At 44.8% G+C, this 16,259-nt stretch carries 12 protein-coding genes and 1 tRNA gene; 6 read left to right on the forward strand and 7 right to left on the reverse strand.

The genetic code is table 11. The features are described from left to right. Nucleotides 1-34 precede the first annotated feature (34 nt). The gene (gene rimP / locus ACAY30_RS07750) at nucleotides 35-490 is read right to left on the reverse strand and encodes a ribosome maturation factor RimP (RefSeq protein WP_290251987.1); all 456 of its coding nucleotides are present in this window, start codon (nucleotides 488-490) and stop codon (nucleotides 35-37) included. A gap of 495 nt (nucleotides 491-985) precedes the next feature. On the opposite strand from rimP, the gene ACAY30_RS07755 reads away from it, so the two are divergent. The 4 genes from ACAY30_RS07755 to ACAY30_RS07770 all read left to right on the forward strand — a co-directional run bounded on the left by ACAY30_RS07755 (nucleotide 986) and on the right by ACAY30_RS07770 (nucleotide 6,012). Next, the gene (locus ACAY30_RS07755; RefSeq protein WP_290251988.1) at nucleotides 986-1,768 is read left to right on the forward strand and encodes a 3-hydroxybutyrate dehydrogenase; all 783 of its coding nucleotides are present in this window, start codon (nucleotides 986-988) and stop codon (nucleotides 1,766-1,768) included. A 71-nt stretch (nucleotides 1,769-1,839) separates the two neighbouring features. Beyond that, nucleotides 1,840-2,787, forward strand: a complete 948-nt coding sequence (locus ACAY30_RS07760; protein ID WP_290251989.1) for a PHB depolymerase family esterase — start codon at nucleotides 1,840-1,842, stop codon at nucleotides 2,785-2,787. A gap of 168 nt (nucleotides 2,788-2,955) precedes the next feature. Continuing rightward, nucleotides 2,956-5,229 (forward strand): TonB-dependent receptor, encoded by a 2,274-nt coding sequence (locus ACAY30_RS07765; protein WP_290251990.1) that lies wholly within the window; start codon nucleotides 2,956-2,958, stop codon nucleotides 5,227-5,229. A 117-nt stretch (nucleotides 5,230-5,346) separates the two neighbouring features. Continuing rightward, nucleotides 5,347-6,012 (forward strand): response regulator transcription factor, encoded by a 666-nt coding sequence (locus ACAY30_RS07770; protein WP_290251991.1) that lies wholly within the window; start codon nucleotides 5,347-5,349, stop codon nucleotides 6,010-6,012. Here ACAY30_RS07770 and ACAY30_RS07775 read toward each other — a convergent pair. Next, nucleotides 6,009-9,467 (reverse strand): PAS domain-containing hybrid sensor histidine kinase/response regulator, encoded by a 3,459-nt coding sequence (locus ACAY30_RS07775; protein WP_290251992.1) that lies wholly within the window; start codon nucleotides 9,465-9,467, stop codon nucleotides 6,009-6,011. The two genes, ACAY30_RS07770 and ACAY30_RS07775, sit on opposite strands and share 4 nt — an antisense overlap. Nucleotides 9,468-9,712: 245 nt before the next feature. Here ACAY30_RS07775 and ACAY30_RS07780 point away from each other — a divergent pair, with 245 nt between their 5' ends. After that, nucleotides 9,713-10,789: an MFS transporter gene (locus tag ACAY30_RS07780; RefSeq protein ID WP_371189838.1), complete on the forward strand. Its 1,077-nt coding sequence runs from the start codon at nucleotides 9,713-9,715 to the stop codon at nucleotides 10,787-10,789. A 2-nt stretch (nucleotides 10,790-10,791) separates the two neighbouring features. Continuing rightward, nucleotides 10,792-11,730 carry an alpha/beta hydrolase gene (locus tag ACAY30_RS07785; protein ID WP_290251994.1) on the forward strand — a complete coding sequence of 313 codons (939 nt, stop codon included), beginning with the start codon at nucleotides 10,792-10,794 and terminating at the stop codon, nucleotides 11,728-11,730. 619 nt (nucleotides 11,731-12,349) lie between these two features. On the opposite strand, the gene ACAY30_RS07790 is transcribed toward ACAY30_RS07785, so the two are convergent. The 5 genes from ACAY30_RS07790 to glmM form a co-directional block, all read right to left on the reverse strand. Next, nucleotides 12,350-13,249 (reverse strand): IS256 family transposase, encoded by a 900-nt coding sequence (locus ACAY30_RS07790; RefSeq protein ID WP_371189840.1) that lies wholly within the window; start codon nucleotides 13,247-13,249, stop codon nucleotides 12,350-12,352. A 284-nt stretch (nucleotides 13,250-13,533) separates the two neighbouring features. Further along, nucleotides 13,534-13,620 (reverse strand) — tRNA-Leu (locus ACAY30_RS07795). A gap of 17 nt (nucleotides 13,621-13,637) precedes the next feature. Next, nucleotides 13,638-13,988: a preprotein translocase subunit SecG gene (secG, locus tag ACAY30_RS07800; RefSeq protein ID WP_290249932.1), complete on the reverse strand. Its 351-nt coding sequence runs from the start codon at nucleotides 13,986-13,988 to the stop codon at nucleotides 13,638-13,640. 12 nt (nucleotides 13,989-14,000) lie between these two features. After that, nucleotides 14,001-14,747, reverse strand: coding sequence for a triose-phosphate isomerase (gene tpiA, locus ACAY30_RS07805; protein WP_290249934.1), 747 nt, complete (start codon nucleotides 14,745-14,747; stop codon nucleotides 14,001-14,003). 141 nt (nucleotides 14,748-14,888) lie between these two features. Beyond that, nucleotides 14,889-16,229, reverse strand: a complete 1,341-nt coding sequence (glmM, locus tag ACAY30_RS07810) for a phosphoglucosamine mutase (RefSeq protein ID WP_290249936.1) — start codon at nucleotides 16,227-16,229, stop codon at nucleotides 14,889-14,891. Nucleotides 16,230-16,259: the final 30 nt, after the last annotated feature.

Raw genomic sequence — 16,259 nt, forward strand, 5'->3', positions numbered from 1 at the left:
TGCCGTTCACTCGCTGGCAAAATGAAAAATATAGTTAAAACTTAGCGATTAGGTTCGCTCTTTCGATATTGCCAATTGGCAATTCATAATCTTGACCATCAACGATAACGATTAAGCTATCGCCTTCAACCGCATCTAGCTCACCTTTGAACTTGCGACGGCCATTAATCGGCATCGAAAGTTTCACATCTACGGTTTCACCAATGACTTTTTCGAAGTGAGGTTTCTCAAACAGAGGTCTATCTACCCCAGGCGAAGACACTTCCAAGTTGTATTCCGTCGAAATTGGGTCTTCGACATCCAATACCGCACTAACTAATCTTGACACTTCTGCACAATCGTCAACATTGATGCCATTCTCATGGTCGATAAACAAGCGTAAAACAGAGTGTTTGCCGGCGCTGACATACTCAACCCCTAGCAATTCCTTGCCGGTCATCTCCACCGACGGACGCAGCATCTCAGTTAATTTTTGTTCAAATTTACTCAAGAATATTCTCCAAAAAAGAAAAGGGCCATTAGGCCCAATAATGTAAGCTACCTGGCAATGTCATCTACACCGAGGGGCTTGGACAACAATCAGTAGTATTGGTGTCGACTGGGTATCGTTAAGCGATTTAACGAGTACCAAATACGAAAAAGCCCCTATTCACACGGGGCCTATATAACAACCCTTTGTGAACAGTAAAAGATCATGCCATTACAGTGCCATAAATCTTCAACAGGCCGTGAAACTTAGCTAATTTTCTACCCTAGAGTTGTAAGTAAAAAATCATTTCACGTCAAAGCTGGTGCAAGTATATCCTTGTCAGAGCAAAAGAGCAATACCAAGCTCGGCTAACTTAGGCACACAACAACAATATTTGCCTCACCTCATCGCACAGATCTATACATGGTACTAAGGTGGTAAAGGCAAGCTTGATGGTTTTCTCTACAATGGTGTTATTACAATCTACGAAGATGATTATATTAGGGAACATCGTTTATGTTAAAAGGTAAAACAGCATTAATTAGTGGGTCTACCAGCGGTATTGGCTTGGCTACTGCACATGTACTAGCCAAGCAAGGCATTAACATCGTCCTTCACGGCTTGATGTCGCCAGCTGATGGCGATAAGTTAGCGACAGAGATGGCCGAGCAATACGATATAAGCACACTGTTTGACAATACCGATTTAAGAGACCCCACCGCTATTGGTGCACTAATTGATAGAGCGACAGCACAATTTGGCAGCATCGACATTCTAGTCAATAATGCCGGTATTCAGCACACCGAAGCGGTTGACACCTTTCCCACGCAAAAATGGGATGACATCATCGCCATCAATCTGAGCTCAGCGTTTCACCTGACTCAACAGTGCTTACCATCGATGCAGGCGAAAAAATGGGGACGTATCATCAATATCGCTTCAGTTCATGGTTTGGTCGCCTCAGTCCATAAAGCAGCCTACTGCGCGGCCAAGCACGGTCTTATTGGCTTTACTAAGGTAGTGGCTCTGGAAAACGCCGAATGTGGCATTACTGCGAACGCTATTTGCCCTGGTTGGGTTGACACGCCGTTGATCAACCAGCAAATCGAAAATGTGGCAAGCGAAAAAAACCTGCCAATTGAGCAAGCACGTTACCAATTAATCACCGCCAAGCAACCACTACCACACATGTTAGAAGCCGAACAAATTGGTGAGTTTATCTTATTTTTATGCAGTGACGCTGCGCGCTCTATTACTGGCGCTTCGCTACCAATCGATGGCGCGTGGACCGCGCAATAAAGCAATTTAACTCGCGAATCACAAACGCAGACAACAGATCAATATACAACGCAACAGCAACGGAGAACTCAATGTTAACTTGGAATAAAAGCCTGTTATGGGCATCCCTATTTGTCGCCAGTAGCTGTCATGCCCAGTTTAGCCAACTGACTGACTTTGGCGACAATCCCGGTGAGTTAACGGCAAACGTACTGACCATCAACAAAGGCGCAACCGCAAACCTGGTGTTATTGCACGGATGTACACAACAGGGAACTGACCTTGCAACAGACAGTGGCTTTGTCGCCCTCGCCCAACGTTACAACTTTAATTTACTTCTCCCCCAACAGTCGACAAGCAATAATGTGCAAGGCTGCTTTAACTGGTTTTCGCCCGCCGATACCAGCAAAGATCAAGGCGAGTTGTTGTCATTGAAAAATATGATCAACGCCTACCAGCAACAGACTCAGGCTGAGCAAACGTATTTGGTTGGTTTGTCTGCCGGTGGTGCTATGGCCAATGTGCTAATGCACACTTACCCTGACATGTTTGATGGCGTCGGTGTCATTGCCGGTATCCCGTTTAACTGTGCTCACTCGCTTACCGAAGCCATTTCATGCATGAGAAATGGGCCAACGAGTGTCTCGAAAAAGGCAAAAAGCACAGCACAGACTAATACAACCAATGGCACACATCTACCCAAGTTAACCGTTTGGACTGGTACCGACGATCAAGTGGTCAATCGCAAAAATGCCAGCTTCACTGTCGAACAATGGCTGACGAATAATGGGCTTAGCTTAGAGAAAATCCTAAACCAAAAAAGTGGTATCACTCGTAGCCGTTGGCAAACGAATGAGGCCGATGTTGTGTTGGAGCTAGTAGAAATTGACGATCTTGGTCACGGTATGATGGTGAAACCCGACAGTGAGTTTAGCCAAACAACGGGAAGCTATTTACTCAACGCGCCGATTAGCGCAGCCGTTGCAATCAGTGAGTTTTTTCAGCTAGACGCTAAGGAAATCTCTAATGAAAAACAATAAAGCATTATTTAACAACAACTTAAAGAACAAAAATCGCATACTACTATAGTACACATTATTTATGTTCAAAAATCGTTTAAAGTGATTAACAAGCTACCATACAGCTCCTTTTGTTTGGTGCAAACTCATACAACAAGAAAGTATTAATAATAATTATTGGGGAATAAAATGAGACAAAGCGTAAAATCTCTCAGTTATCTGTCGCTTGCCATAGCCAGTGCACTTAGTACACAAGCGCTGGCTGAAGAACAAGCGTTAGACAGCAGCGATCCAAGTCTTGAGCGCATTGAAGTTACCGCGCGTAAAACCGTAGAAAACCTACAAGAGGTACCGGTTGCGGTGACTTCAATAGGTGCTGATGATCTGGCGCAAAACGGCATTGAAGTACTTACCGAAGTACAGCAGTTTTCACCTAACACGACACTACAACGCAGCCGCGGTACCAACTCAACAATAACCGCATTTATTCGCGGTGTGGGTCAGCAAGATCCATTATGGGGCTATGAGCCAGGTGTTGGTATTTACGTCGATGACGTATACATGGCTCGTCCACAAGGCGCCGTGTTAGATCTACTTGATGTTGAACGCATCGAAGTTCTGCGCGGACCGCAAGGCACGCTATACGGCAAAAACACCATTGGCGGTGCGATCAAATACGTCACCAAAGAAATGTCTGGCGATACCGAGTTAAAAGTGCAAGGTACTGTGGGTAGTTACAACCAAACAGACTTTAAATTGACCGGTCAAATTCCACTTATTGACGACAGCTTATACATTGGTTTTGGCGTAGCAAGCTTGCAACGCGATGGCTTTGGCGAATACTTGCAGTCAGCACTGGAAGGCCAAGACAAAGAAAACTACAACAAAGACGTCACCGCAGCGCGAGTAACATTGGAATTCCATCCGTCTGACGATTTGTTCTTCCGTTTAAACTACGATAAAACCAAAGATGAATCGAACGCAAAAGGCGGTTATCGCTTGTTGCCAAGTATCCTAACCGATGCGCCTGTACCTGACAGCGTATACGATTCATACACCAGTTTACCAACCTGGAACGAAGTCGAGCTTGAAGGCATCAGCTTTACCGCAAGATGGGACGTTTCAGATAATACCCAACTCAAATACATTGCCTCAAGCCGCGAAAGTTACTCGCCGACCAACATTGACTTTGACAACACCGCACTGCCAATTTTTGACGTGCCGGCGATCTATGACGATGAGCAAATGACCCATGAGTTACAGCTCAATAATGTGGGCGATAATTATAAGTTCGTATCGGGTATTTACTATTACGACGGTGAATCATGTGGTCAATTCGAAGCCATTTTGGAAGTCCTTGGTAATGCATTGGGTGCGCCAGGCCTCACTCGTGAAGTGACCGGTTGCAATAACTCAACAAGCCAAGCGGTTTACGCACAAGTCAGTTATGACTTAACTGATCAATGGTCAGTAACCGCCGGTGGACGTTATACCAAAGATGAAAAAGAAGCCTATGTAAACAATGGTTTGATCTTTGCGACCGTATATCCTGAGTCAGGCTGGGTGCCTGGTTATGTGCGCCCTGAAGGCGAGCTTGTACCTGAAGTGTTAAACGACAAGCAAGACTGGTCTAAATTTACCCCGCGCATTGGTGTTGAATATCAAGCACACGATGATTTAATGTTATTTGCCAGCTACGCAAAAGGTTTCAAATCAGGTACCTTTAATCCTCGGGCATCAACCGCCGAGCCAGCGGCAAACCCAGAAGATGTCGATTCATTTGAACTTGGTATGAAGAGCGAATGGTTTAACAATCGCTTGCGCGCTAATGTCACCTTTTTTGCTCTAGATCACCAAGACCGTCAATACATTTCGGTACTACCTGGTGAGACAGCGGCCGATTTAAATCAACGCTTAGCCAATGTGGGTGAATCAGAATCGACCGGTATTGAAGCAGAACTGGCGTTTAGAGCAACTGATAACCTTGAGCTAACCGCTAGCTTGGGTACGATAGATGCTGACTTTACTGAAGTACTTGATACCAACCCAGAAACTGGTGAGCAGTTTGACAAGTCGGATCGCTTCACTATTTCAAACACGCCGGATTACACCTTTAATTTAGGTGCTAATTATACCCTTGAGTCAAATATTGGTGACTTTGTATTTAATGCCAATTACTACTACCGTGACGACTATGTGTTATTTGAAGAAGACAGCTTGTTAACACAAGACGGTTACGGGTTGTTAAACGTCGGTATTAACTGGTTTAGCAATGACGGTCATTGGACCGCGGGCTTACACGCGAAAAACTTAACCGACGAAGAATACATGATCGGCGGTTATCAGTTTGTCGCGCCGCTAGAAGACGGCAGCTACGCACCAGGCTTAGGTGGTGACAATACGCTAATTGGCTATTACGGCGATCCAAGAACGGTCAGCTTAACGGTCAGTTACCAATTTTAATCCCGCCTCCCTCGGTGATTAATGAACAAAAAGAGCTGGTATTTATCAGCTCTTTTTTTCATAATCAACAGTAAATAATCCGGACAATAACGCACAATAATAACCCAAGGATTTGCCATGACAGACGCGAAAATTGCGATCGCTGACGACCATCCGCTATTTCGAGCAGCGCTAAAACAAGCCATAGCAGAGTGCTTTGTCGATGAGGTCAGTCTCGAAGTAGATAACTTTCAGGATTTGTTGGCTTTGATAGACGCTCAGCCAAGTATTGAATTAGTGTTTCTTGATTTGCACATGCCCGGTAACGATGGTTTTAGTGGTTTGTCGATGTTGCAAAATCACCACCCCGATCTCGTGGTCATTATGGTGTCCTCGCAAGACGACCAACACGTAATGCAAAAAGCCATACACCTTGGCGCTGCCGCCTTTATTCCTAAGTCCGCCGATTTAACGGTGATAAATCAGGCCATCAATACGGTGCTCGATGGCGAAGTCTGGTTGCCTGATAACATGGTTATTGACACCGACGAAAAAACCAAGGCAGAGCAACAAACACTAGCCAAACAGTTGGCGCAACTTACCCCACAACAATTTGTGGTACTCAAGTTAATAGCCGATGGTCAATTAAACAAACAAATCGCCTACGATCTGGATATTAAAGAGACCACGGTGAAGAAACACGTATCGGCTATTCTAACCAAGTTAGCCGTTAACAATCGCACTTTAGCTGGCTTAAAATATCAACAACTGATGCAAGCCACCGAGCCACATTTAGCCAGTTAAACCGCCACTTGCTTTAACACCCGTTTTAACGCTAAGGCTTTAACGGGTTTTGGTAAAAATTGGTAATTGGCATTACTGGTGTGTTGTCGCACCTGCTCCGACGGATCAGCTGAGACAATAATACACGGTGTTTGCCAATCCTGAGCACTAACCAACTCGCTTATTACATCAACGCCGTTGGTGTTGCCTCCTAAGTGATAGTCGGCAATGATCAGATCGGGTTGACCATCACACTGCAACGCACATTGATTTAAGCTAGCTTGGTCATCGGCTGCAACAACACGACACCCCCACTCGCGTAACTGGCTAGACAACGCTGTTAACATTAATGGGTCATTATCTAATAACAGTATTTGCACGGCGTTACTTGGCTCATGCGATACCAACTCAGCTGTTGGCGCAACAGTCATAGCTCGGTTCGATTCTCCTTGAACGCTATTAACCGGTACTTCGACGCGTTTGACATCGAGCATAAAACCACTGCCTTTATTGAGTGTCGATTGCACGCTAATGGTCAAACCCAACAAGGTGGCAATGCGCTCACATATCGCCAAACCCAATCCTAAGCCGGGGATTTCACGACGTTGCTCTAATCGTTCAAACTCTTTAAAGATTTGCGCTTGTTTGTCGCTCGCAATGCCAGGTCCATTATCCCAAACTTGGATGCGAATGGCGCCGTTTGTGCGACGAACGCCCAAAACGATTTTCGGCCGACTGTGTGTAGCGTCGTGCCCTTCACTACCGTAGTGCAGCGCATTGGATAAAAAGTTTTGGATAATGCGGCGCAATAAACGCTTATCTGTTTGTACCCAAACGTCGCTATCAATACAATGAAATTGCACGCCTCGTTGCTGCGCCAAAACAGTAAATTCATTGGCCAGTGGCGTCAACACATCGCTGAGACAAAATTTCGACACCTCAACTTTATGCGAACCACCATCGAGTCGTGAGATTTCCACTAAGTCCGACAATAAGGCTTCAACTACGTTTAGCGAATCATCAATGTGATTGGCCAGCTGCTGTAACTCTTTATTGTCGGCCTTCTTTTTTAACATCGAAGTGAACAAACTCAATGCGTTAAACGGTTGCATTAAGTCATGACTGGCCGCCGCTAAAAATCGAGTTTTACTTTGATTGGCCGCTTCGGCTTGCGCTTTAGCGTGCTCTAACTCATAGGTGCGCTTAGCCACTTGTTGCTCGAGTACTTCATTGGCTTGTTGTAACAGTCGCTCGGCTTGAACGTGCACAGTGATATCACTAAAGGTACTGACAAACCCGCCTCCTGGCATTGCTTGACCGCGAATCTCCAGTACTCTGCCATCGGGCATAATGCGTTGGTAATGATGATTGTGCCCATGGCGCATGTGCTCTATTCGCTTTTCAATTAACATCGACTCGTCGTCGCCTTCAATCACACCGCGATCAATGTTGTAGCGCAGTAAGTCCGAGACGTGCATACCGGCGACGACAAAACCATCTGGGTAATCAAGCAATTCAACGTAGCGTTTATTCCACGCAACTAAACGCATGTCGGAATCTATCACGCTGATCCCCTGCTCAATATTTTCTACCCCAGATTGCAATAATTCGCGATTAAATTGAAATACTTGCGTTGCTTCATCAACAATACTAACCACGTCTTCTAGCGGATAATGCTGCGCATTTGCTGCCGCTTTCATCACCATACGCGTCGATGCCGAGCCTAGTACGCCCGACAATTGTAAGCGCGTATATTCCATTAAACGGTTGCTTGGCTCTCGCGTGTTGATATTTTGCTGTTGGGCGAATTGTAATAACCTATCCGCGGCATCCTTGTCGATAAAGCGTTGTAACAAGCTATACAGATCTTTACTCGACAGTTTTCGCTCGCCTATTTTTTTCTGCTTATTAACATACAAATTGGCCTGTAACGTTTCTCCGACAGTTTGTTTACTGAACAAGGAAACTACGATAAAACACAAAGCGTTAGCCACCAAGCTAAATACCACGCCATGGGTTAAAGGATCGAGCGAGGAAAGATAAAACAACGCCGTCGGTTGCAGCCATGCAATTGACCAAGGGCCGTGAATAACCCAACCAGCTTGGGGCGCCAGCATTGGCAACAACAAGGTATACAACCAGACCAAGCTACCAACGCAAACACTGCTAAACGCAGCACGTGATGTTGCCCGTTGCCAATATAAAGCGCCAATAACCGCGGGGGCAAATTGCGATAACAATACAAACGACAGCAAACCCACACTGGCTAAGTGACTGTGTTGAATAACCAAGCGCTCAAAGGCAAATGCCAGCGCCAAAATAACCACGATACTGGTTCGGCGCATGGTTAATAACACACCCGATATTTGCCCGCGGTTTTGCTCATTGAACAAACGCAACTTAAGCATGGTCGGAGTTAAAATGTCATTTGATAGCATGGTACTTAATACGATCGCCGCTACCACAACCATGCTGGTGGCCGCCGCCAAACCACCAATATAGGCGATGACACCAAGCCACGCTTGTTGATGAAACAATGGCAAACTTAAAACAAAGGTATCTGGATTAACGCTGCCCCCAGGAAAACTGAGTAAGCCAGCAAGCGCGATTGGCAACACAAACAAATTGATGGCGATCAAATACAGTGGAAACAACCAACGCGCGGTTTTTAACTCGCCCTCGTGATTGTTTTCAATCATGGTCATGTGAAACTGTTGCGGCAAAATAAAGATAGTGATCGCCCCCAACACCGTTTGCGCAATGATCGCATACCACGGGCTAGGCTCAGAGGGCAACGCAATTTGCGCTTGTTTGGCCAGTAAATCGCCGACACCATCAAATAAATAAAAACAGGCAAATAAACCGACAAGGGTAAAAGCGAACAACTTAACCACTGAACTAAATGCAATCGCCAACACCAATCCGGGGTTTTGTTTACTGGCTGATACGTGTTGTGCGCCGAAGACAATACTAAACGCTATTAATACTAAGGTCACGATAAGCGCCGTGCTGGCCCCAACTTGCAAGGTACCAGTGAGCAAGTCAAAACTGGTACTTATCGCCCGTAGCTGAAGGGCAATATAGGGGACGAGGCCAATCAAGGTAACAATCGCTACCAGTGCGGCAATTTGTGGTGAGCGATCGTATCGACAAGAAATAAAGTCGGCAATTGAGGTGAGGTTTTGCTGTTTGATGATACGCAGTGTTTTTAGCAACATCGGCCAACCGAGCAGAAAACACGCTATGGTACCTATGTACAAGGGAGCCAACCAATCTCGGCTCAAAGCGGCTTGGCCAACGGTGCCGTAAAATGCCCAAGACGAACAGCACACCCCTAGCGACAAACTGTACACCCAAGTTTTCGGTCGGCTATTGCTGCGGTGTTGACCGAAAAAAGCGACGATAAATAACACCGCTAAATACGCTATAGAAATTAAGGTAACGAACCAAATATCCAGTGATTGCCAAGCTAGCACATCAAATCCTTATTGTTGTTTTTATCCGCCGATGGACATTGTGTTATCGCGCTGCTGTGCTGTTTTTCATTTAATAGTGAACTAAGGTAGTAGTTCTTTTCGCTGCGCATTGCGATAACCTATCAAGCAGTGATTACCATCGTCAATTTTTATTTATGAAGATAACCAACAAATACCTTATTGAAACTCTTGTTTTTTTCAGTTACGTGCTCTTTGCCATGGCCTGGGTTGGCGGCACCGCGAGCATGAGCCAAATTATGGCTTCGTTAAACGTCGACAGTTTAGCATCGGCCAGTTTTATCAGTGGCGCGGTTACCCTAGCTAAAATCGTCGGCACCTTTATCGCAGCGTGGTTAGCGGTAAAATACGGCGTTAAAATGGCGTTTTTTATCTCCAGCTTATTAATCACCATCGGCATTTTTACCCCCTATTCACCTAATTATGAAGTTTTGTTACTCAGTCGCTTTTTAATGGGCTTGGGGGGCGCCTTTATGATCGTCTATTTTAATCCCATTGTATTGCAGTGCTTTAAACCGCATGAGCGTCCGGTCATAAACGGCTTAAATGCGGTAGCCTTTAATGTCGGTACTGGGGTCATATTATGGTTTATGGACGACATCAATGCCCTTACCGGTGGCTGGAAAATGAGTTTAACCATATTTTCGTTAGTCAGTTTAGTGTTAATGTTGGTTTGGTTGTTGGTGCGCTTACACGATGATCAAGCGCAAGTAGCCAATCAACAGGCACCTGCGACCTACAGCTACACAGATGGCTTAAAAGACAAATTCAATTGGGCCTATGCTCTGACTTACTCTGGTTTATTGACCTTTTACATCTGTTTATTCACCTTTTACCCGAAAGCAGGGATCACCCAGAGCAAGTGGGTAATAAGCTTTGGAATTATCGGTACACTCGCCGGTATTGCATACAGTAAGAAAATACTACAGCGACTACCGGTTATTCGTTGGTCTGGCCTGATCATGACATTGAGCTTAGCCGGTTTATCGTTTAGCCCAACCCCGTGGTTACAAACGGCAAGTGCGATTGTGCTCGGTTTTTTCATCTTTTTCCCTATCACCGCATTAGTCTCTATTCCACATGAGCTAAAAAATATGACATCAGCGCGGGTCACCGTGATATTCAGTTTGTTTTATTCAATTAGCTATTTGTTTGCAACTGTCGTGTTATGGGTGTTTGGCAAGCTAGTTGATATCAATCAAGGCGATTACAGCGCATCGTTAGCCATGGTTTGTGTGCTCAGTTTGACATTTTTCATCGGTAGCTTTTACCTACCTGAAACGCAGCCTAAAACGGAGAAGTAACAATGAGAGGTATTGTATCATCCAAACTCGCCCCCTTATTAGCCGATGTGAATAAGGCGCTTGAGGAGATAAAGGCCAACAATATTCCATTCGAGGTAGATATTACGCGGCAAAACCTCAACAACTTATCAGCGCTAATGGGCACAGGACCGGATATTGCATCGATTCAAGACAAGTCATTAGCACACGACAACGGGGTGATTAACACCCGAATTTATCATCCAGCACCCGAACAGGCACTACCGGTAGCGTTGCACTTTCACGGCGGTGGGCACATGTGTGGCAGTGTCGAATTATACGACCCAATCAGTCGACGTATTGCCGACACCTGTCGGGTCGTGGTGATTGCTGTAGATTACCGCCTTGCCCCTGAGCATCCTTATCCAGCCGGAATCGACGACTGTACCTTGGCACTGCGTCACATAGACCAATTACGCAGTGACATTAAGCACAACGGCCAAGTGTTTATCATCGGCGATAGCGCTGGTGGCGCGATTTGTACGACGTTAGCGTTGAAAAGTTTGACTGACTCAAGTTTAACCATCGATAAACAACTGTTGATATACCCAAGTGTCGACTACACCATGAGTAGCCCATCAATAGACGAAAACGGACAGGGTTTTTTACTAGAGAAAGGCAAAATACAATGGTACTTCGAGCAATATTTTCAATCACGAGACAGCCAGCAAACCCGCTTTGATGCCTCACCGCTATTAAATACCATTAACAAGGCATTACCTCCGACGTTAGTGATCACCGCCGGTTGCGATCCGCTGCGAGATGAGGGCGTACAGTACGCCAAAGCACTGGCTGGGGCCGGGGTTGAAGTAACCCATCACTCGTTTGACGATATGATCCACGCGTATATGTTACTGCACGACTTAGTTGAACACGAATGTCAACAAACATATCAAGCAATGAGCGATTTTATCTCGCGCTAAATTTAAACTGGTATCGCCCACAACTATACAGTACACAGCGGTTAACCTCCCTTGGCCACCACAACAAAATAGTGCATGTTGTGGTGGCCTTTTTATTGGCGCCGTTTTGCCTTTAAGTCCCCAGTCGCGTCCGCTGATAATATGGCGTTGAATATCATTCCTGCCAGCGCAATTGGTATCTGACAGGTTAAATAGAACCGCGCATGATGCTTATGTTAGCTAGTGTCTCAAACTGGCCTTTAACTTAGAGTCGGTCAATCGCTTGTTCTTCTAGTTTCGATGTAGACGGATTACCAGCTAACAGACTAAAAATAATGAGTTTCCACTTGTAGAATTTGCGACTTGAAACAGAGCACAAGAAGGTATTCTCGATTACATCGAAATGCTTTATAACCGTGGACTGGAGCATGAGTATTTGCACAATCCGTTACCAATTGACTATGCCAGCTGTTTCATGCCAGCTATTTCATGAACCAATAACATGTTTAGGTTAATCACTTCATTACCTCTTGGTCATGATGGAGTACATCAACTGGTGAGCTAACATCCGCACCACATAAAGTACGGGTACCGTCCCAAAAAGTGTGTCTCTCTTATTTCAATTTCAGTTTCAAACTTTCTAGTTAAATAAGTTACTTTTCTCAAAACGACTTATTGGGTATTGGTAAGTCGTTTGATTCATATCCAATGCAACCTTACTCAGAATGGTTAACACTGAGTCAACGCTTGGCATAGAGTTTCGTATTTTGAGCGTACGTTTGAATGATTTATTTAATCGTTCGATCCAGTTGGTAGTATAAATCATATTTCGGATCATCGGCTCAAAGTCTAAATAGGTCGCGTAATAGTACATGTATACTTCATCTATAAACACTTTGAAGCTAGGATATCGTTTACCCCATTTATCAGACAACCACCTCGCTCGGAGCAGAAACTCCTCTCGATCATCCGATTGATCTTCTAAGTTGAATACAAACCTTAAATCCTCAGCAACATCATTACGATGAGATTTTTTCACTTTCTTTAAGATGTTGCGTTTCATATGCAACACGCATTTTTGAATTCGGCATTGATAATGGCGCTCAATGGCTGAATCTAAACCGGCTAAGTTATCTATCACAGCGAGGTCGATTTGTGCGAGCCCTCGAGCTTTTAAGTCTAATAAGATGTCATCCCAATTTGACGCCGATTCCGTTGGCGCATTGTAGATACCGATAACCTCGCGAGTCATATCATGCTTAACGGCCAGCACAATGTAATAAGCTTCACTGGAAACTGTTTCACGCTTTGTCTTGATGAATGTCGCGTCGAGATAAATGATGGGATAGTACTCGCACAGCTTCTGCTTTCTGAAGTCCTCCATTTCTTTATAAAGACTTTTGGTGATGCGTGATACCGCGCTACGCGTCAGTTTCTGACCGTAAATCGATTCGGTTACAGATTCGATATCTCGGGTTGTCAAACCTTTAGCATAAAGTTCGAAGCAAAGCTCATTTAATGTATCACTTTGCTCCTTCATTACATTGAGGATCCAAGGCTTGAATTTGTTTACTATTCAGCGTTAAATTAGTCATGGTCTCTCTCCGTTTGTTGTTGATTGTTTTTTGGTCGAAACTTTCAACTAAACTAAGAGAGACTTTTTTATTTGTCTAGTGGGACACACTTCTGTGGGACGGTATGAAAGTACGACTAAAAGTCTTGGCTTGAAAGGACCTTATCGGGCGTTAGCAGGCATAAAAAAAGCCCAGAGCGTTGATTACTCTGGGCTTTTCTAACTTTATCGGTTCTTATTGAACCTTGAATTGGTGCGGATGGGGGGACTTGAACCCCCACGAGCGTAAGCTCACCACCCCCTCAAGATGGCGTGTCTACCAATTCCACCACATCCGCGAAACTTTTAGTAGCGATTAGTTAGGAACGTCGTTCTCTTTTTTGTCATCGCTTACTGGAACATCTGAAGCTGGGGTTGCGCTTTCAACTTGCTCTGCGCCACCTAGGTTATTCCATTCATCTGTTGCTTTTGTGCGTTGGGCTGTTAAGTTACCTAACACTAAGCTGATCAAGAAGAAACAGGTTGCTAAAATCGTTGTTGTTTTGGTCATAAAGTTACCAGAACCCGATGAACCAAAAATGGTTGCTGATGAACCTGCACCAAAGGAAGCACCCATATCTGCACCCTTGCCTTGTTGTAACAAGATAAAACCAACAAGCACTAAGGCTATGATCAGATAAATTACTAAGAATATTTGATAATACATTCTGTTAAAATCCTATTCTGCTAGGCAGATGTTCTTAAATTCTTCAACTTTCAAACTCGCTCCGCCGATTAACGCTCCGTCAATATCGGTTTGCGAGAATAATTCTTGGCAATTGCCAGCATTTACACTGCCACCGTACAAGATTGAAATACGATTGGCAATAGTTTCATCGTAAGATGCCAAATAACCACGGATAAATTCGTGTGTTTCTTGTGCAACCGCTGCCGATGCACTTACACCAGTACCAATTGCCCATAATGGTTCATAAGCAACAATCATCTGCTCAAACGCTTTAATGCCAACTTTGTCGAGCACTGCTTGTAGCTGAGATGTCAAATACGCTTCTGTTTCACCTTGCTCTCGTTGTGCTAGCGTTTCACCAACACACAAAATCACGGTCAGATTCTTATCTAACGCTTCAGCGACTTTATCGGCGACTAACGCCGAGCTCTCGCCAAAGTGCGTGCGACGCTCTGAATGACCAAGAATCGTGTATTGTACATTCAAATCATTTAGCATCAAAGCAGAAATTTCACCTGTATAGGCACCGCTTTCGCGATCGTTGATGGTTTGCGCACCAACGGCAATATCCGGATGAGAAAACGCCGATACGGCTTGACTTAAATAAGGCGCCGCAGGACAAACAATAACCTGTTTATTTTTGTACGTTAACTGGTTTAATGCAGCACTCATATCGTTAATCAATTGAGTGTCGCCATTCATTTTCCAATTGGCCGCAACGATTATTTTTCTGTTCATGTTTTTTCTCTTTCTCCAGAAAACGGCGTGATACTAGCAACTGTTAGAACAGGTTACAAGCAATTATCATCATTTGCCGTTTAGTTGCTCAAATTAACACCATTTATGCGATAATTTGAACAACTAAGCGCGACAAACCTGCTATGCTGTAACCGCTTTTACGGTATCGGCGATAACGTGAGCTAGACGCGTCACGTCACCTTGATTCGGGCCTTCTACCATAACGCGAATCAATGGCTCGGTACCCGATTTGCGCAACAACACGCGTCCTTTACCGGCTAATGCACTCTCAACTTGACGAACACTTTCGTTTACTGCGTCATCGTTAAGCGGGTCGGTATTCTCGTTAAAGCGAACATTGACGAGTATTTGCGGTAACTTATTCATGCCAGCCTTCAGCTGGGCTAGTGATTTACCCGATTGTGCAATGGCTTCGAGTACGTTCAATGCGGCGACGATGCCGTCACCCGTTGATGTGCAATCTAAATTGATAATGTGACCTGAGTTTTCTGCGCCTAAGGTCCAACCGTTTTGCTTCAGTTGCTCCATAACATATCGGTCGCCGACTTTAGCTCGAGTAAATGGAATATCTAACGCCTTCAGTGCCAGCTCGAGCCCCATATTGCTCATCAGTGTGCCTACAACACCACCGTTCAACGTGCCGCGCTGTTTGGCATTTTGCGCAATAATGTAAATTAGTTCATCACCATCGACGACATCGCCATTGTGGTCAACCATCATTAATCGATCGCCATCACCGTCAAGGGCAATACCTAAGTCAGCTTGCTTATCTAATACAAGCTTGGCAATATTGGCCATTGAAGTGGCACCACAATCGTCATTAATATTGGTACCGTTTGGCGAGCAAGCGTACTCAATAACTTCGGCACCCAGCTCTCTAAATACCGCTGGCGCGATGTGATACGTTGCACCGTTGGCGCAATCAACCACAATTTTCAAACCATTAAGTGAGTATTCTGAGGGGAAATTACTTTTACAAAACTCGATATATCGACCTGCCGCATCATCGATACGCATCGCTTTACCAAGTTTTGCCGAGTGAACACAATCCATTTCTTCGTCGATCATTTTCTCGATTTGTAACTCAACATCGTCCGGTAGCTTTTCACCTGAGGTTGAAAAGAACTTTATACCATTATCGTAAAATGGGTTGTGCGAGGCACTGATCACAATACCCGCTTCAGCGCGGAATGTTTTGGTCAAGTAAGCAACAGCCGGTGTCGGCATTGGTCCCATAAGACCAATATCAATACCCGCCGCTGAGAAACCCGCTTCTAAAGCGGATTCAAGCATGTAACCAGAGATACGAGTGTCTTTACCAATTAACACTTTTTTAGTGCCTTGGGTGGCCAACACTTTACCCGCAGCCCAGCCTAGTTTCATCACAAACTCTGGGTTAATTGGTGCTTTGCCAACCAAACCTCGTACGCCATCAGTTCCAAAATACTTTCTATCTGGCACGTTTTTCTCCCTTGTAAACTGTCAATACAA

This window comes from Thalassotalea ponticola (genome assembly GCF_041379045.1).
Classification (GTDB): domain Bacteria; phylum Pseudomonadota; class Gammaproteobacteria; order Enterobacterales; family Alteromonadaceae; genus Thalassotalea_A; species Thalassotalea_A ponticola.